The 17,695-nt window shown below is 57.4% G+C and carries 14 protein-coding genes and 1 pseudogene; 12 read left to right on the forward strand and 3 right to left on the reverse strand.

The window, feature by feature from the left end; all coding sequences use genetic code 11:
- Nucleotides 1–428: 428 nt before the first annotated feature.
- The 5 genes from arcA (at nucleotide 429) to C3451_RS15810 (ending at nucleotide 5,715) form a co-directional block, all read left to right on the forward strand.
- On the forward strand, nucleotides 429–1,649 hold the full coding sequence (gene arcA / locus C3451_RS15790; RefSeq protein ID WP_045620964.1) for an arginine deiminase: 1,221 nt from the start codon (nucleotides 429–431) through the stop codon (nucleotides 1,647–1,649).
- A gap of 10 nt (nucleotides 1,650–1,659) precedes the next feature.
- Complete coding sequence (gene arcC / locus C3451_RS15795; RefSeq protein WP_045620965.1) at nucleotides 1,660–2,571, forward strand: carbamate kinase; 912 nt, start codon at nucleotides 1,660–1,662, stop codon at nucleotides 2,569–2,571.
- 129 nt (nucleotides 2,572–2,700) lie between these two features.
- Entirely contained in the window at nucleotides 2,701–3,705 is a 1,005-nt protein-coding gene (gene argF / locus C3451_RS15800) for an ornithine carbamoyltransferase (protein WP_038415176.1), read from the forward strand.
- Nucleotides 3,706–3,751: 46 nt separating this feature from the next.
- Nucleotides 3,752–5,155, forward strand: coding sequence for a YfcC family protein (locus C3451_RS15805; RefSeq protein WP_045620966.1), 1,404 nt, complete (start codon nucleotides 3,752–3,754; stop codon nucleotides 5,153–5,155).
- A gap of 80 nt (nucleotides 5,156–5,235) precedes the next feature.
- Complete coding sequence (locus C3451_RS15810) at nucleotides 5,236–5,715, forward strand: ArgR family transcriptional regulator (RefSeq protein WP_003863366.1); 480 nt, start codon at nucleotides 5,236–5,238, stop codon at nucleotides 5,713–5,715.
- 3 nt (nucleotides 5,716–5,718) lie between these two features.
- On the opposite strand, the pseudogene C3451_RS15815 reads toward C3451_RS15810, so the two are convergent.
- Nucleotides 5,719–5,836 (reverse strand): annotated as a pseudogene (locus C3451_RS15815) (hypothetical protein).
- Between C3451_RS15815 and C3451_RS15820 the strand changes: the two are divergent.
- The 5 genes from C3451_RS15820 (at nucleotide 5,816) to gbpA (ending at nucleotide 9,409) form a co-directional block, all read left to right on the forward strand.
- On the forward strand, nucleotides 5,816–5,920 hold the full coding sequence (locus C3451_RS15820; protein ID WP_169806240.1) for a pyrBI operon leader peptide: 105 nt from the start codon (nucleotides 5,816–5,818) through the stop codon (nucleotides 5,918–5,920). The pseudogene C3451_RS15815 and the gene C3451_RS15820 sit on opposite strands and share 21 nt — an antisense overlap.
- A gap of 34 nt (nucleotides 5,921–5,954) precedes the next feature.
- Nucleotides 5,955–6,887 (forward strand): aspartate carbamoyltransferase, encoded by a 933-nt coding sequence (gene pyrB / locus C3451_RS15825; protein WP_003863368.1) that lies wholly within the window; start codon nucleotides 5,955–5,957, stop codon nucleotides 6,885–6,887.
- Nucleotides 6,888–6,899: 12 nt separating this feature from the next.
- Nucleotides 6,900–7,361: an aspartate carbamoyltransferase regulatory subunit gene (gene pyrI, locus C3451_RS15830; RefSeq protein ID WP_003863370.1), complete on the forward strand. Its 462-nt coding sequence runs from the start codon at nucleotides 6,900–6,902 to the stop codon at nucleotides 7,359–7,361.
- Between the two features lie 73 nt (nucleotides 7,362–7,434).
- Nucleotides 7,435–7,821, forward strand: a complete 387-nt coding sequence (gene ridA, locus C3451_RS15835; protein WP_003863373.1) for a 2-iminobutanoate/2-iminopropanoate deaminase — start codon at nucleotides 7,435–7,437, stop codon at nucleotides 7,819–7,821.
- A gap of 136 nt (nucleotides 7,822–7,957) precedes the next feature.
- Nucleotides 7,958–9,409 (forward strand): N-acetylglucosamine-binding protein GbpA, encoded by a 1,452-nt coding sequence (gene gbpA / locus C3451_RS15840; RefSeq protein WP_045620967.1) that lies wholly within the window; start codon nucleotides 7,958–7,960, stop codon nucleotides 9,407–9,409.
- Between the two features lie 85 nt (nucleotides 9,410–9,494).
- On the opposite strand, the gene C3451_RS15845 is transcribed toward gbpA, so the two are convergent.
- Complete coding sequence (locus tag C3451_RS15845; RefSeq protein ID WP_045620968.1) at nucleotides 9,495–11,879, reverse strand: family 20 glycosylhydrolase; 2,385 nt, start codon at nucleotides 11,877–11,879, stop codon at nucleotides 9,495–9,497.
- Between the two features lie 200 nt (nucleotides 11,880–12,079).
- Nucleotides 12,080–14,788: a magnesium-translocating P-type ATPase gene (mgtA, locus tag C3451_RS15850; protein ID WP_022646877.1), complete on the reverse strand. Its 2,709-nt coding sequence runs from the start codon at nucleotides 14,786–14,788 to the stop codon at nucleotides 12,080–12,082.
- A 386-nt stretch (nucleotides 14,789–15,174) separates the two neighbouring features.
- On the opposite strand from mgtA, the gene treR reads away from it, so the two are divergent.
- Nucleotides 15,175–16,122 (forward strand): trehalose operon repressor TreR, encoded by a 948-nt coding sequence (gene treR, locus C3451_RS15855; protein ID WP_022646876.1) that lies wholly within the window; start codon nucleotides 15,175–15,177, stop codon nucleotides 16,120–16,122.
- Nucleotides 16,123–16,249: 127 nt separating this feature from the next.
- Nucleotides 16,250–17,668 (forward strand): PTS trehalose transporter subunit IIBC, encoded by a 1,419-nt coding sequence (gene treB, locus C3451_RS15860; RefSeq protein ID WP_022646875.1) that lies wholly within the window; start codon nucleotides 16,250–16,252, stop codon nucleotides 17,666–17,668.
- Nucleotides 17,669–17,695 lie beyond the last annotated feature (27 nt).

The raw sequence follows: 17,695 nt of genomic DNA on the forward strand, positions 1-17,695 counted from the left end.
ACTTTATCACTTCGGTTATTTCCTTTAAAAATCCATAATTATTTATCGATTTCTCTTAAGTGAAAAATAGTTAACTGTCATTATTGCATAGCTATTCTCGAGGCAAAATTTTATTCATTAAAATCAACAGCATAACTAAATATTTCAAAGCATGTAATTCTACAAAACAATAACAACCTCAAATATTGCCACCCGTTCCTGCTTAGCTATTCATCCCGTAATAATATGAAATTAATCATTATCTGATACGAATCATGCAATTGAAAATAAACTGCTCAATATCGGTTTTCGCGTGAGCAGCGTCACAATAACCATTATTTAAGCGCCTACTATGAATCACGAAATCAATTGAGCTTAGCCGCCATGAAATTAAATACATCAAATGGCGCATGCCCTTTTTATTCTGAAAAACAGTTAAAGGAATAATTATGGAAAAGCATTACGTCGGTTCTGAAATTGGTCAATTGCGTAGCGTTATGCTGCACCGTCCTAATTTAAGTCTTAAACGTTTAACGCCATCGAATTGTCAGGAGTTGTTATTTGATGACGTGCTCTCGGTTGAGCGGGCGGGAGAGGAGCATGATATCTTCGCAAACACGCTGCGCGAGCAGGGTGTGGAAGTCCTGCTATTGACCGACCTTCTTACGCAAACGCTTGATATTGCCGAAGCAAAAGCCTGGCTTCTTGAAACACAAATCTCCGACTACCGCCTCGGCCCAGCCTTTGCCGGCGACGTCCGCGGCTGGCTGGCGGATATGCCGCACCGGGAACTGGCGCGCCGATTAAGCGGCGGATTAACCTACGGTGAAATTCCGGCGGCTATTAAAAATATGGTGGTCGATACCCACACGGCGAATGATTTTATTATGAAACCGCTGCCGAACCACTTATTTACCCGCGATACCTCCTGCTGGATTTATAACGGCGTGTCCATTAATCCGATGGCGAAACCGGCCCGTCAGCGCGAAACCAATAATCTGCGCGCAATATATCGCTGGCACCCCGCATTTGCCGATGGCGAGTTTATTAAGTATTTCGGCGACGAGAATATTAATTACGACCACGCCACCCTGGAAGGCGGCGACGTATTAGTGATTGGCCGCGGGGCGGTATTGATCGGCATGTCAGAGCGCACGACGCCGCAGGGCGTGGAGTTCCTCGCCAACAGCTTGTTTAAACATCGTCAGGCCGAGCGCGTGATCGCCGTTGAGCTGCCGAAACATCGCTCCTGCATGCACCTCGACACCGTGATGACCCACATCGACGTGGACACCTTCTCCGTTTACCCGGAAGTGGTGCGCAAGGACGCCCAGTGCTGGACGCTCACCCCGGACGGACGCGGCGGCCTGCTGCGTACCCAGGAAACCGACCTGCTGCACGCCATCGAGAAAGCCCTCGGCATTAACCAGGTGCGCCTGATCACCACCGGCGGCGATGCCTTTGAAGCCGAACGCGAGCAGTGGAACGACGCCAACAACGTCCTGACCATCCGTCCGGGCGTGGTGATCGGCTACGAGCGCAACGTCTGGACCAACGAGAAATACGACAAAGCGGGCATCACCGTGCTGCCGATCCCGGGCGACGAGCTGGGACGCGGTCGCGGCGGCGCGCGCTGCATGAGCTGCCCACTGGAACGCGACGGAATTTAAAGGAGCCATCATGGAACGAAAACCCACTCTGGTTGTGGCCCTTGGCGGCAACGCGCTGCTCAAGCGCGGCGAGCCGCTGGAAGCGGAGATCCAGCGCCAGAACATCGAGCAGGCCGCCCGCACCATCGCCGGCTTAACGGAACAGTGGCGCGTGGTGCTGGTGCACGGCAACGGCCCGCAGGTCGGACTGCTGGCGCTGCAAAACAGCGCCTACGACAAAGTCACTCCCTACCCGCTGGACGTTCTTGGCGCCGAAAGCCAGGGAATGATCGGCTACATGCTCCAGCAGGCGCTGAAAAACAATCTGCCCCAGCGCGAGGTCAGCGTCCTGCTCACGCAGGTGGAAGTGGACGCCGCCGACCCGGCGTTCAGCAACCCGACCAAGTACATCGGCCCGGTCTACAGCGAAGCCCAGGCGAAAGCGCTGGCCGCGGAAAAAGGCTGGGTGTTCAAGGTCGACGGGGCCTATTTCCGCCGCGTTGTGCCCTCTCCGCAGCCGAAGCGCATCGTGGAGAGCGACGCCATTACGGCGCTTATTCAGCGCGACCACCTGGTCATCTGCAACGGCGGCGGCGGCGTGCCGGTGGTGGAAAACGCCAACGGTTATCGCGGCATTGAGGCGGTGATAGACAAAGACCTCTCCGCCGCTCTGCTGGCGCGGCAGATCGAGGCCGATGCCCTGCTGATCCTCACCGATGCCGACGCAGTGTACCTCGACTGGGGCAAGCCGACCCAGCGCCCGCTGGCGCAGGTCACGCCGGAACTGCTCAGAGGCATGCAGTTCGACGCCGGATCGATGGGGCCAAAAGTGGCCGCCTGCCGCGAGTTTGTTGAAGCCTGCAACGGCATTGCCGGGATCGGCGCGCTGGCCGACGGCGCGGAGATCCTGGCGGGCGAGAAAGGCACGTTGATTCGTAACTGAGCACCCATTTCCCCTCACCCTAACCCTCTCCCCAAAGGGGAGAGGGGACGATTACACCCTCTCCCCTTTGGGGAGAGGGCTGGGGTGAGGGGTAAGGTCTTAGACATTAATTTTAAAAAGGATTTACCCATGACCATCAACCTGAAAAACCGCAACTTCCTGAAACTGCTGGACTACACCCCGGCGGAGATCCAGTACCTGATCGACCTCGCCATCGAGCTGAAGGCCGCTAAAAAAGCCGGTCGCGAAAAACAAACCCTGGTCGGGAAAAACATCGCCCTGATCTTTGAAAAAACATCCACCCGCACCCGCTGCGCCTTTGAAGTGGGCGCGTTCGACCAGGGCGCGCAGGTCACCTACCTCGGCCCAAGCGGCTCGCAGATTGGCCACAAAGAGTCGATGAAGGACACCGCGCGCGTGCTGGGCCGCATGTATGACGGCATCGAGTACCGCGGCTACGGCCAGGCCATCGTTGAGGAGCTGGGCGAATACGCGGGAGTGCCGGTGTGGAACGGCCTGACCGACGAGTTCCACCCCACGCAAATCCTTGCCGACCTGATGACCATGCTGGAGCACTCTCCGGGCAAAACCCTGCCGGAGCTGAGCTTTGCTTATCTCGGCGACGCGCGCAACAACATGGGTAATTCGCTGATGGTCGGCGCGGCCAAAATGGGGATGGATATCCGCCTTGTGGCGCCGAAATCCTTCTGGCCGGAGGCCGGGCTGGTTGAGCAGTGCCGCGCCATCGCCAAAGAGACCGGCGCGCGCATCACCCTCACCGACGATGTGGGAGAAGGCGTGCAGGGCACCGATTTCCTCTACACCGACGTCTGGGTTTCCATGGGCGAGCCGAAGGAGGCGTGGGCCGAGCGCGTTAGCCTGATGAAGCCGTATCAGATTAATGCGGACGTGATGAAGGCCACCGGTAACCCGAACGTCAAGTTCATGCACTGCCTGCCGGCGTTCCACAACGAACATACCAAAGTGGGCCGCGAAATCGAGATGGCGTACGGCCTGAAGGGGCTGGAGGTGACGGAAGAGGTCTTTGAATCCCCGAACTCCATCGTCTTCGACGAAGCAGAGAACCGCATGCACACCATTAAAGCGGTCATGGTGGCGACACTCGGCGACTAATCACCGCCCGGCGCGCCGCGGGGTGCGCCGGGTTCAGGAGAACATCATGGGCAAGTTCAAATTTCCCTCCGCTTATACCATTCTCTTTTTTCTGATTGCCGTGGTTGCCGTGCTGACGTGGATTGTTCCGGCCGGGCAGTACCATATGACGATGAACGAGGCGCTCGGCAAAGAAGTGCCGGTTGCGGGCACTTACGCGCACGTGGCAGCGCACCCGCAGGGGCTCGTCTCCGTGCTGATGGCGCCGATTGCCGGGCTGTACGATCCGGAGTCCGGCCAGGCCGGGGCGATCGACGTGGCGCTGTTTATTCTGATCATCGGGGGATTCCTCGGGATCGTCACTAAAACCGGGGCGATAGACGCCGGGATCGAGCGCGTCACCACCCGACTACGCGGCCGCGAAGAGTGGATGATCCCGATCCTGATGGCGCTGTTTGCCGCCGGCGGCACGATTTACGGCATGGCCGAAGAGTCGCTACCCTTCTATACCTTACTTGTGCCGGTGATGCTGGCAGCGCGGTTCGATCCGGTGGTTGCGGCTTCTACCGTGCTGCTCGGCGCGGGGATCGGCACGCTCGGATCCACCATCAACCCGTTCGCCACGGTGATCGCCGCCAACGCCGCCGGGATCCCCTTCACCAACGGCATCATGCTACGCATCGCGCTGCTGGTGATCGGCTGGATCATCTGCGTGGCGTGGGTAATGCGCTACGCCCGCAAGGTGCGCAAGGATCCGTCGCTGTCGATCGTGGCGGATAAGCAGGAAGAAAATCTCGCCCACTTTCTCGGTAACAAGGGCGAGCAGTCGCTGGAATTTACCCCGGTGCGCAAACTCATCCTGGTGATCTTCGCCCTCGCCTTCGCGGTGATGATCTACGGCGTGGCGGTGCTGGGCTGGTGGATGGCGGAGATTTCGGCGGTGTTCCTCGCCAGTGCCATTATCGTCGGGCTGATCGCCCGCATGAGCGAAGAGGAGCTGACCTCAACCTTTATCAACGGCGCGCGAGATTTGCTGGGCGTCGCGCTGATAATCGGCATCGCGCGCGGTATCGTAGTGATCATGGATAAGGGCATGATTACCCACACCATTTTGCACAGCGCCGAGGGAATGGTCACCGGATTGTCGACGGTGGCGTTCATCAACGTGATGTACTGGCTGGAAGTGGTGCTGTCGTTTCTTGTGCCTTCTTCGTCCGGCCTGGCCGTTCTGACGATGCCGATCATGGCGCCCCTTGCCGATTTCGCTAACGTCAACCGCGACCTGGTGGTTACGGCTTACCAGTCGGCGTCCGGCATCGTCAACCTGATCACTCCCACCTCTGCCGTCGTGATGGGCGGGCTGGCTATCGCCCGCGTGCCCTACGTGCGTTATCTGAAATGGGTCGCGCCGCTGCTGGGGATTTTAACGGTGGTGATTATGGTGGCGTTAAGCCTGGGCGCTTTGTTGTGATTTGCCGGATGGCGCTGCGCTTATCCGGCCTACGGATCGGTGCGGTGCGACCGGTTATTTCGGGAACTGATATGGGAACTATGATGGATTACGAAGAGTACTCTCCCAAAGAGCAACTACAGCTAACGGTCTGCCAGCGTCTGATCGCGGAAAAGAGCTATCTCTCCCAGGAAGAGATCCGCCGTGACTTACAGGAGCGTGGTTTTGAGACCATCAGCCAGTCCACCGTTTCACGTCTGCTCAAGTTGCTTGGTGTCATAAAAATTCGCAATGCCAAAGGGCTAAAGATTTATTCGCTGAATCCCCAGCTGCGCCCGGCCCCCGACGCGGCGCGTACGGTCTCTGAAATGGTGGTGAGCGTGGAGCACAACAGCGAATTTATCCTTATCCATACCGTCGCCGGATATGGCCGCGCGGTGGCGCGTATTCTGGATTATCACCAGTTACCGGAAATTTTAGGTGTAGTGGCCGGGAGCAGTATTGTCTGGGTCGCGCCCCGCGTAGTGAAGCGCACCGCGCTGGTACATAAGCAAATTAATTATTTACTCAGAACGCATTAATATTCACAAAGAACCGTTTGCATTGAGTAAAGCGTGCATTAAATCGCTTGATCCCAAAAGCGAGCTGCGTATAATGCCCGACAATTTGCCGGGAGGAAGCATGGTCAATCGTGTACGACATAACGTCTTACCGCGTCTGAAATCAGACGCTGGCCTGCCGTTTTTCTTCCCGTTGCTAAACCTATTCCCAGAGCCCCTCATTTGAGGGGCTTTTTTTTGCCCGGCGTCAGGAGATAAACATGAATCCGCTTTATCAAAAACACATCATTTCCATAAACGACCTCAGCCGCGAAGAGCTGGAACTGGTTCTGGAAACCGCGGCAAAACTGAAGGCCAATCCGCAACCGGAGCTGTTGAAGCACAAGGTGATTGCGAGCTGCTTCTTCGAAGCCTCGACCCGCACCCGCCTCTCCTTCGAAACCTCCATGCACCGTCTGGGCGCGAGCGTGGTGGGCTTCTCGGACAGCAGCAACACGTCGCTGGGCAAAAAAGGCGAAACCCTGGCGGATACCATTTCGGTTATCAGTACCTACGTTGACGCGATTGTGATGCGCCACCCGCAGGAGGGCGCGGCGCGTCTGGCGACCGAGTTTTCCGGCGGCATTCCGGTACTGAACGCCGGTGACGGTGCTAACCAGCATCCGACGCAGACCCTGCTGGATCTGTTCACCATTCAGGAGACGCAGGGCACGCTTGAGAACCTGAACATCGCCATGGTCGGCGACCTGAAATATGGCCGCACCGTCCACTCCCTGACCCAGGCGCTGGCGAAATTTAACGGCAACCGCTTCTTCTTTATCGCGCCGGACGCGCTGGCGATGCCGCAGTACATTCTCGACATGCTGGACGAGAAAGGCATCGCGTGGAGCCTGCACGCCAGTATCGAAGAGGTGATGGGCAACGTGGATATTCTCTACATGACCCGCGTGCAGAAAGAGCGTCTGGATCCGTCCGAGTACGCCAACGTGAAGGCGCAGTTCGTGCTGCGCGCCAGCGACCTTGAAGGCGCGCGTGACAATATGAAGGTGCTGCACCCGCTGCCGCGCATCGATGAGATCACCACAGACGTGGACAAAACGCCGCACGCCTGGTACTTCCAGCAGGCCGGAAACGGCATCTTCGCTCGCCAGGCGTTACTGGCACTGGTTCTGAATCGCGAATTAGCTCTGTAAGGGGAGACGACCATGACACACGATAACAAACTCCAGGTTGAAGCCATCAAGCGTGGCACCGTGATTGACCACATCCCTGCGCAGGTGGGCTTTAAGCTGCTGACGCTGTTCAAACTGACCGAAACGGACCAGCGCATCACCATCGGCCTGAACCTGCCGTCGGGCGAAATGGGCCGTAAAGACCTGATCAAAATCGAGAACACCTTCCTGACCGACGAGCAGGTTAACCAGCTGTCGCTGTACGCGCCGGACGCCACGGTTAACCGCATCGACGATTACGACGTGGTGGGCAAATCCCGCCCAAGCCTGCCGGATCGCATCGAAAGCGTGCTGGTCTGCCCGAACAGCAACTGCATCAGTCATGCTGAGCCGGTTTCCTCCAGTTTCGCAGTGAAAAAACGCGCCAATGACATCGCACTCAAATGCAAATACTGCGAAAAAGAGTTTTCTCATTATGTGGTGCTGGCCAACTAATTGAGGTTGGTAATGAAATCCCGGCTGTTATAATGGCCGGGAACATTCTTAACGCTGTAATTCTGGAGAAAAAATGAGCAAAGTACTCGCGACGGAAAATGCACCAGCGGCTATCGGCCCATACGTTCAGGGCGTTGATCTGGGCAGCATGATCATCACTTCTGGTCAGATCCCGGTGAACCCAAAAACCGGTGAAGTGCCCGCCGACGTAGCGGCGCAGGCGCGTCAGTCGCTGGAAAACGTGCAGGCGATCGTGGAATCTGCCGGTCTGAAAGTGGGCGATATCGTCAAAACCACCGTGTTCGTGAAAGATCTGAATGATTTCGCGACCGTTAACGCCACTTACGAAGCGTTCTTCACCGAGCACAACGCGACCTTCCCGGCTCGCTCTTGCGTGGAAGTGGCGCGTCTGCCAAAAGACGTGAAAATTGAAATTGAAGCGATTGCCGTACGTCGCTAATTCAATTCAATTAAGAAAGGGCAGCTTAGCTGTCCTTTTTATTTCGACTATTTTTACTCTCCATATAAAATGACAAATCGCACCGTCCATTATTAAGCTTCTCCACCCGGTAATATTCTCTAATAATGGATGAGTAATGAAACTTTCAAAAATTGCACTTGCCCTCGCGACAGTGACCGTTGCATCGTCGGCATTTGCTCACGGCTATATTGAATCTCCAGCCAGCCGCGCCTATATGTGTAAGCTTGGCCAAAATATTGATTGCGGCGCTGTACAGTATGAACCGCAGAGCGTGGAAAAAACTTCCGGTTTCCCGACCGGCGCTATGCCGCCGGACGGCCAGCTCGCCAGTGCAGGTATTTCCCAGTATTCTCAGCTGGATAAGCAAAGCCTGAATGCCTGGACCAAAAACCCAATAACGGCAGGCCCGCATGAGTTCGTCTGGCATCATACTGCACCGCATAAAACCACTAACTGGCGCTATTACATCACCAAACAAAACTGGGATCCAAATAAGCCGCTGACTCGCGATCAATTTGAATTAACTCCATTCTGTACGATCAACGGAAATAGTCAGGCACCAGCCGTAACAAAATCCATGACTTGCAATGTTCCTGCGCGTACGGGGTACCAGGTTATTTACGGCGTGTGGGAAATTGCGGACACCTCAAATAGCTTTTATCAGGCCATTGACGTTGATTTCGGGAATGGTGGCAACGTAACCCCGGACGAAACGCCTGCGATCGTTTCCGAATGGAGCAATACCCTGAGCGGCCAGATTGCCGGTAATAACCTGAACGTGGGCGATAAGGTTATCGCACGCTTCTTCGACGCCAACGGTGAAGTGACCGCCATGCGTACCGAAATGACCATCGGCTCTGCTGAACAAGGCGACGCTAACCAGTGGTCTTACGATCTGGCGCAGAAGATCAACACCGCTCAGAGCGATGTCCGCGTCGGTGTTAAAGATGAAGCCGGTGACATCAGCCCGGTTCACGGCGCCAACAGCGTATTCGTGAAAGAGGGCAGCACGCTGAAATCCGTTGCCATCTCCTATGAAGAGCAAAAAGCGCAGGTGAGCGAGACCATCGCCGTTTCCGATCTGCAATACAGCAAAATCGAACATGGCAACGCGACCGTCACCTTCCACGTCAACACGCAGGGTGACGTTAATTTTGAAGCGCACGTGATGAACCACCACGGTGCGGAAAAAGGTTACCTGAAGCAGGACATGAACAACGTCAATCAGGACGTGACCATGACGTTGACTGACGTGACGGCGGGACACCATATGCTGAAATACTACGCGACCAATAAAGACGGCACGATGTTCGCCCAGGACGTGCTGAACCTGATGCTGGAAAGCGATGCAGCCGCGGACAGCACCGGCCACCACGACTTTACCTTCCCGGACAATATCGCGTCGTACAAGGCAGGTACCGTGGTGCTTCAGCCTAAAGACGGTAAGACCTACGAATGTAAGCCTTTCCCGTACAGCGGCTTCTGCGTGCAGTACAGCCCAACCGCAAACCAGTATGAGCCAGGCGTTGGCGCACACTGGAAAGAGGCGTGGGTTATGAAGAACTGAGTGGCCTTTACGCCCGGCGGCACTTCGTTTGCCGGGCCTACACACCACGTAGGCCCGGTAAGCGCAGCGCCACCGGGCATGTGTGTTACTGATTCCGCGTGGCGCGTAGCAGCGTCTCCAGCGGATAGACCGCCGCAATCACCACCTCGTCCTGGATTTTCGCCGCGTTATCCAGTTCGCTCTGGATCGACGCGATCTCTTTATCATCCAGCGTTCCCTGGCGCGCCACCAGATCCGTCAGCCGCAGGCCAATCGAGGCCAGCTTGTCCACCTCCTGAATTACCGGTTTGATGGCCTTCAACTGATAGCTGTTTTCGCTCAAGGCCAGCACGTCGCTGGTGTTGTTCTGCCAGCGGTTAAAGACGTGGCGCAGCGCGTCGGCGCTCTCCGTGTCTTCCGCATCGCTCACCAGACGGTCAGCCCATTTATTCATCTGACGCACGGTCGCACTTTCCGCGTTTAGCGCGTCAGCGAGCCGGTTGAGCGGCTCAAACTGATGATAGTTTCCGGCCTGGAACTTAAGATGCTGGCGGGTGTAATACTGCGCCGGTTCAAGCGCCTGGGCGAGGATTTGCAGCGGCAAGGTATCCGCATTATTAGCGAGGCGCGTGAACTGTACCTGCTGCTGGGTATGCTGCTGTAGCCCAACCGATACCGTGGACCAACTGTCCATCGCCTGGAGCCGGGTATACATGTTGTCGATGTCGTTGACGTCCTTCGCCGACCAAAGCCGCTCCGCCACCGCAAAGGCGCGCGGCCACAGACGGATATCCAGCACTGGCGCGACTACGTTTTCCGCCCACAGCGCGGCTTCACCGCCGAGCAGATTGGCCTCGTTCGCCGGGTCCGGCACCACCGGCGGAACGCCTTTCGGCACCTCGTCCAGACGCGTGCCGCTAATCGGGTAGCGGGCGTTACCCACCAGGAAATAGCCGCTGAGCTTATCGTTCTCAACAGAAACGACCGGACGCGTTTCACCCATCCAGGTATCAACGGTAAACGTTACCTGATTGTCGTCCCGCCACTGAATGTTATCCACCGCCCGACGCGATTTCCCGGCAAAATCAATGAATCCGCGCCAGCCAGCATCGCCTTTCACCAGCGTAAAGCTGCCTTCCACCGGCTTGCCTTTCAGACGCGGCATCGAGAAAGCCCAGCTCTGGACGCTGTCGGTGTCTGCTATCACATCCACGCCGTTCAACCCCTGCGGCACAATTTCATTGCGGTAGTGGTAGGCGGTGGATTGCGGCTGATCGAGGTAGAAACCGGTAGAGAGAATGCCCTTATAGCCGTTCTGCGCCACCTGCCCCAGCGCGTCCTGTCCCTGCCAGGAATGGATCAGAATGCTTTTCGGCAGATCGGGATGGTAGATCTCATCCCAGCCAACCATCTGCCGGTGGTGCTTCTCAAGGATCGTCTCCAGCTTGCGGTTGAAATACGCCTGCAACGCATGGCTGTCCGCCAGTTTGTTGTCGCGCATGAATCTCTGGATCGCAGCGTTCGCTTTCCACTGGCTGTCGTCAACCTCATCGCCGCCAATATGCAGATACGGATCCGGGAAGATCGCCGCCAGTTCGCTGACCATCGCGTCGGCAAAGGTATAGGTCGGCTCTTTGGTAAGATCCAGCACTGGCTTAAGCACGCCCCAGTGGCGCTCCATGGCGTACGGCCCCGGCGCGCTCATCAGCTCCGGGTAGGCGACGGCAATCGCCGAGGCGTGGCCCGGCATATCAATTTCCGGCACCACGCGTATGCCGCGCTCGGCAGCGTAACGCACAATCTCGCGCATCTGCTCCGGGGTGTAGAACAGCCCATCGCTGGCAAGCTGGGTTAATTTTGGATAACGCTTCGAGGTAAAGCGCCAGCCCTGATCGTCCGTCAAATGCCAGTGCAGGACGTTGAGCTTAGCCGCGGCCATGCCGTCGATCTGGCGTTTGATATCGGGTAACGGGATGAAATGGCGCGCTGAATCGAGCAGCAGCCCGCGCCACGGGAAGCGCGGCGAATCTTCAATGGTAACCCACGGAATCGAGGTGTTTTCGGCACCGTTCTGCATCAGCTGGAGCAAGGTTTCCATGGCGCGCAGCGCGCCGAAGCGGGTGTTGGCGGAGATATTTACGCCGTTGGCGTCCACCGTGAGTTTATAGCTCTCATCGCTGTCCGGCAGCGGCTGCGGCTTCACCTTTTCAGCGATGGAAATACGGATGGTTGGCTTATCAGGTTTTTCGGCCTGCGGCTGTAGCGTCCAGCCAGTTTGCAGGGCGATGCGCTGGCGCAGGCGGTTGACCGCATCCCCCAGATCGTCGCCGATGACGCTCACGGTGAGTTGATTGTTAAGCACCAGCGCACCCTGCGTGGTCGGACGTTCAACCTTCGCAGGCCAGGGCATTAAGGGAAGGTCGCCTGCCGGGGCGGCAAAGGCGGAGGCGCCGAGCATAAGCCCGGCGGTTAAGAGACTGTACCGTAACATGAATGTTCCTTATCTGACGGGCCAAATAAAGGCAAAACATTCTGTTAACATGCGCTCAAATTGTCGTCAAGCGAATGCGCCGACGGAGATCACAGGTTGTTGAATTTGGGAGGAAAGCCAGCTGCCGGGTGGCGGCTTCGCCTTACCCGGCCTACGTTCGGATCGTAGGCCCGGTAAGCGCAGCGCCACCGGGCTTGCCGTTACTGCCATCCATACCGACGGCTATAGAACCCTTTGACCATCTGCGTCAGCACCATGTAACCCGCGAGGATCGCCACCAGCCACGGGAAGTAGCTCAGCGGCAGCGCCTGAAGTTGCAGGTAACTTGCAAGCGGCGAGAACGGCAGCGCGATCCCGAGCGCCATCACAATGCCCGTCATCACGATCAGCGGCCATGCGGCACGGCTCTGGATAAACGGAATGCGGCGGGTGCGGATCATATGCACAATCAGGGTCTGGGACAGCAGCCCCACCACGAACCAGCCGGACTGGAACAGCGTCTGGTGTTCCGGGGTGTTGGCGTGGAACACAAACCACATCAGGCAGAAGGTCAGAATGTCAAAGATGGAGCTGATCGGCCCAAAGAACAGCATAAAGCGCCCCAGATCGGCGGGGTTCCAGCGCTGCGGCTTCTGGATCTGCTCGTCGTCCACGTTATCAAACGGGATGGCGACCTGAGAGACATCGTACATCAGGTTCTGGATCAGCAGGTGCAGCGGCAGCATCGGCAGGAACGGCAGGAAGGCGCTCGCCACCAGCACGCTGAAGACGTTACCGAAGTTGGAGCTGGCGGTCATTTTGATGTATTTGAGCATATTGGCGAAGGTGCGACGCCCTTCGATGACGCCCTCCTCCAGCACCATCAGGCTCTTTTCCAGCAGAATAATATCTGCCGCCTCACGGGCGATATCCACCGCGCCGTCCACGGAGATACCGATATCCGCCGCACGCAGGGCTGGCGCATCGTTGATGCCGTCGCCCATAAAGCCCACCACGTGCCCTTCACGACGCAGCAGAGTGACGATGCGTTCTTTATGCATCGGCGTCAGGCGGGCAAACAGCGTGGTGCGCAGGGCAAGCTCGGCCAGCTCATCGTCGGACAGGTGCTCAATGTCGCTCCCCACCACGACGTCGCCCGCGTCCAGGCCCACTTCGTGGCACACTTTGGCCGCCACCAGCTCGCTGTCGCCGGTCAGGATTTTGACGGTGATCCCGCTCGCTTTCAGTGCTTTCAGCGCCGGCGCGGTGGTCTCTTTCGGCGGATCGAGGAATGCGATGTAACCCTCGAGGATCAAATCGGATTCATCGATACGCTGGTAGTCCCCTTCCCGCGCGGGCAGGAACTTGCTTGCTACCGCCACCACGCGCAGCCCCTGACGGTTCAGGTTATCGGTGACGCGTTTGATGCGGCGCAGCATGGTCTCATCCAGCGGCACGATCTCGCCGTTATGACGCACCTGCGTGGAAACATTCAGGATCTCCTGCAATGCCCCTTTGCAGATCAGCTGATGTACGTCCGGCTGCTCGCTGACCACCACCGACATGCGGCGCCGTTCAAAGTCGAACGGAATTTCGTCCACCTTCTGCCAGCGGCCGGAGAGCATGCGGGCAGACTCTTCATCCACACCTTCCAGCACCGCCACGTCGAGCAGGTTTTTCAGCCCTGTCTGGTAGTGACTGTTCAGCCACGCGCTGTACAGCACCCGTTCGCTGGTCTTTCCGGCGATATCGGTGTGGTTCTCCAGCACGATTTTGTCCTGGGTCAGGGTGCCGGTTTTATCGGTGCAAAGAATATCCATCGCGCCAAAGTTCTGGATGGCATCGAGGTGTTTGACGATCACCTTTTGTTTAGAGAGTTTGACCGCCCCGCGCGCCAGCGTGGAGGTGACAATCATCGGCAGCATTTCCGGCGTTAAGCCGACAGCCACGGAGAGGGCGAACAGCGCCGCTTCCCACCAGTCACCTTTGGTGTAGCCGTTGATCAGCAGGACAATCGGCGTCATGACCATCATAAAGCGGATCAGCAGCATGCTGACGCGGCCAATGCCTTTCTGGAATGCGTTCGGCTCGCTCTCCTGCTCGCTGACGCGTCCGGCAAGCTGCCCAAACCAGGTGTTGCCGCCGGTAGCGGTGACAATGGCCTGCGCCGTGCCGCTGACCACCGTGGTGCCCATAAAGCACAGGGTGTCGCATTCCAGCGGGTTCATCTGCTGCGGATCGCGGGTCCTCGCCACCTTCTCTACGGGCAGGGATTCACCGGTGAGTGACGCCTGCGCGACGAACAGATCCCGCGCCTGGATGATGCGTAAATCCGCCGGGATCATGTCCCCCGCCGCCAGCTTCACCAGATCGCCCGGCACCAGCTGGTCAATGGGCAGTTCAATCCAGGCGTTTTCGCCGAGGTCGTTAATCACACGCGACACGGTGGCAGTATTGCTGACCATCGCTTTCAGCGCATCCGCCGCTTTGGTGGAGCGCGCTTCCTGAATAAAGTTAAGCAGCGTGGAGATCCCCACCATCAGGGCAATTACGCCTGCGGCAAACAGATCTTCAGTAGCGTAAGAGATAATCCCGAGCACCGTCAGCAGCAGGTTGAACGGATTGCGGTAGCAGAGCCACAGGTGGACCCACCATGGAGAGGGTTTTTGCGCCGGGATCTGGTTATCGCCATGTTCCTCGCGGATTTTTGACACTTCTTGCGCGTTCAGCCCTTCCGGGTGGCCGCCAAAGGCGCGCCAGACTTCGTTTTCATCCATCGCCGCCACGTTCAGGCAGCGCTCGGTCAGGGAAGCGGGGATTTCCGCGCCCGCCAGGGTGTTGGCATTTGGCAGCGGATCGCGCGCAATCAGGCGATGTGGCAGGTGGCGGCTCAGCTGCGCGAACAGCTGCCGGGTGATATTTTTCAGCATAGTCATTCCCCCGCATCCGCAAAGGCGGACGCAGTTTTCCCGCAGGCGTGGCAGAGCCGTACCTGTCAGGCACTTAATTTATCAAGCAGGAACGTATGAACGTTGCTGCCTCACGCCGGTGAGACAGCAAAAGGCTGGCTTACCGGAAAGAAGGTTTTCTCCTGGTCAGGAGAGGTGTGGGATCGGGATCCATGTGGCCTCCGGTAAGTTAAAAATGGGATGTCGTCGCGCAGTATAAGGATTTAACCATACCTTTTGTGACTATTCGGGCGGTATGATACCCCCTCGTAAATAAACCGCACGTAAACCAGACTTTGCCCATAGCGAATTCGCAGGATAGCATTAGGCTCAACTGATTATTTTATCGTTGTTACAGGGAATACAGCATGCAGAACCGCCTTACGATTAAAGACATCGCGCGTTTAAGCGGCGTGGGGAAATCGACCGTCTCACGCGTGCTTAACAACGAAAGCGGTGTCAGCGAGCGCACACGCGAGCGCGTCGAGGCGGTGATGAATCAGCACGGTTTTTCCCCTTCCCGCTCCGCGCGCGCCATGCGCGGGCAGAGCGATAAAGTGGTCGCCATTATTGTCTCGCGTCTGGATTCCCTCTCCGAAAACCTCGCCGTACAGACGATGCTGCCCGCGTTCTACGAGCAGGGCTACGATCCGATCATGATGGAGAGCAAGTTCTCGGCGCAAATGGTGGAGGAGCATCTCGGTATGCTTCAGCGCCGCAACATTGATGGCGTAGTGCTGTTCGGGTTTACCGGCCTTAAAGAGGACATGCTTAAACCCTGGCAGCCGTCTCTGGTGCTGCTGGCGCGCGACGCCAGCGGGTTTGCCTCTGTCTGTTACGATGACGAAGGGGCAATCGTGATCCTGATGCAGCGCCTGTATGAGCAGGGCCATCGGCATATCAGCTATCTCGGCGTGCCGCATGCCGACATCACCACCGGCAAGCGTCGCCATGAAGCGTACCTGGCGTTTTGTAAAAAAAACAATCTCCCCGCCGTGGCCGCGCTGCCTGGACTGGGTATGAAACAGGGATATGAGCAGGTCGCCAGCGTGCTGACTGCACAAACCACCGCCCTGGTGTGCGCCACGGATACCCTTGCATTGGGTGCGAGCAAATATTTGCAGGAACAACGCATCGGGGAGCTGCAGTTAGCGAGCGTGGGAAGCACGCCGCTGATGAAGTTCTTACACCCGGAGATTATCAGCGTTGACCCGGGTTATGCCGAGTCTGGCCGGCAGGCTGCCGCGCAGCTGATCGAGCAAATTACCGGGCGTACCGAGCCCCGTCAGATCGTTATTCCAGCCCGCCTCTCATAATTTTTTTGAATGGATTATTGTGATCTTCGCCCGATTTCGGGAACGTTCCCATTTTCGCCGTCACGTTGAAGGAGTAGGCTTGCGCACAGGTCATAACCCCTTTCACCATCTGTCATGAGGTTTCATGATGAGTAAAGTCAAACAAGCCGATATCGATCAGCTGATCGTCCTGGTCGGCGGACGCGAGAACATCGCCACCGTCAGCCATTGCATTACCCGCCTGCGCTTCGTGCTGAACGATCCGGCCAAAGCCAATCCGAAAGCCATTGAAGAGTTGAAAATGGTTAAAGGCTGCTTCACCAACGCCGGGCAGTTCCAGGTGGTGATTGGTACCGAAGTGGGCGATTACTATCAGGCTCTGCTGGCGACTACCGGGCACTCTTCCGCCGATAAAGAGCAGGCGAAGAAGGCAGCGCGCCAGAATATGAAATGGCATGAGCAGCTGATTTCCCATTTTGCGGAGATCTTCTTCCCACTGCTGCCGGCGCTGATCAGCGGGGGCTTAATTCTGGGCTTCCGTAACGTCATCGGCGATGTGCCAATGAGCGACGGCAAAACCCTGGCGCAGATGTACCCGGCGCTGCAAAGCATCTATGACTTCCTGTGGCTGATTGGCGAAGCCATCTTCTTCTATCTGCCGGTCGGGATCTGCTGGTCAGCGGTGCGCAAGATGGGCGGAACGCCCATTCTCGGAATCGTACTCGGCGTGACGCTGGTCTCTCCGCAGTTAATGAACGCTTACTTACTTGGTCAGCAAACGCCAGAGGTGTGGAACTTCGGCTTGTTTACCATCGCCAAAGTGGGCTACCAGGCGCAGGTTATCCCGGCATTGCTGGCGGGTCTGGCGCTGGGCTTTATTGAGACGCGTCTGAAGCGCATCGTGCCGGACTATCTCTATCTGGTGGTGGTCCCGGTCTGCTCGCTGATCCTGGCGGTGTTCCTGGCGCATGCCTTTATCGGTCCGTTTGGCCGCATGATTGGCGACGGCGTGGCCTTCGCGGTCCGTCACCTGATGACCGGCAGCTTCGCACCGATTGGCGCCGCACTGTTCGGCTTCCTGTACGCTCCGCTGGTGATCACCGGCGTGCACCAGACCACGCTGGCGATCGATATGCAGATGATCCAGAGCCTCGGCGGCACGCCGGTCTGGCCGATTATCGCCCTGTCTAACATTGCGCAGGCCTCCGCTGTAACCGGCATTATCATCGTCAGCCGTAAGCACAACGAGCGTGAGATCTCCGTTCCGGCTGCTATCTCCGCCTACCTCGGCGTCACTGAACCGGCGATGTACGGTATCAACCTGAAATATCGCTTCCCGATGCTCTGCGCGATGATCGGCTCCGGTCTGGCGGGCTTGCTGTGCGGCCTGAACGGCGTAATGGCAAACGGGATTGGCGTCGGCGGCCTGCCGGGTATCCTCTCCATTCAGCCTTCATTCTGGCAGGTATTTGCGCTGGCGATGGCGGTGGCGATTATCATCCCAATGGCGCTGACTACCGTGGTTTACCAGCGTAAGTTCCGTCAGGGCACGTTGCAGATTGTTTAATTCCCTTTTTCGGGGCGCAGTTGCGCC

This window comes from Enterobacter sp. 301B (genome assembly GCF_003850715.1).
In the GTDB taxonomy this organism is placed as follows: Bacteria; Pseudomonadota; Gammaproteobacteria; order Enterobacterales; family Enterobacteriaceae; genus Enterobacter; species Enterobacter intestinihominis.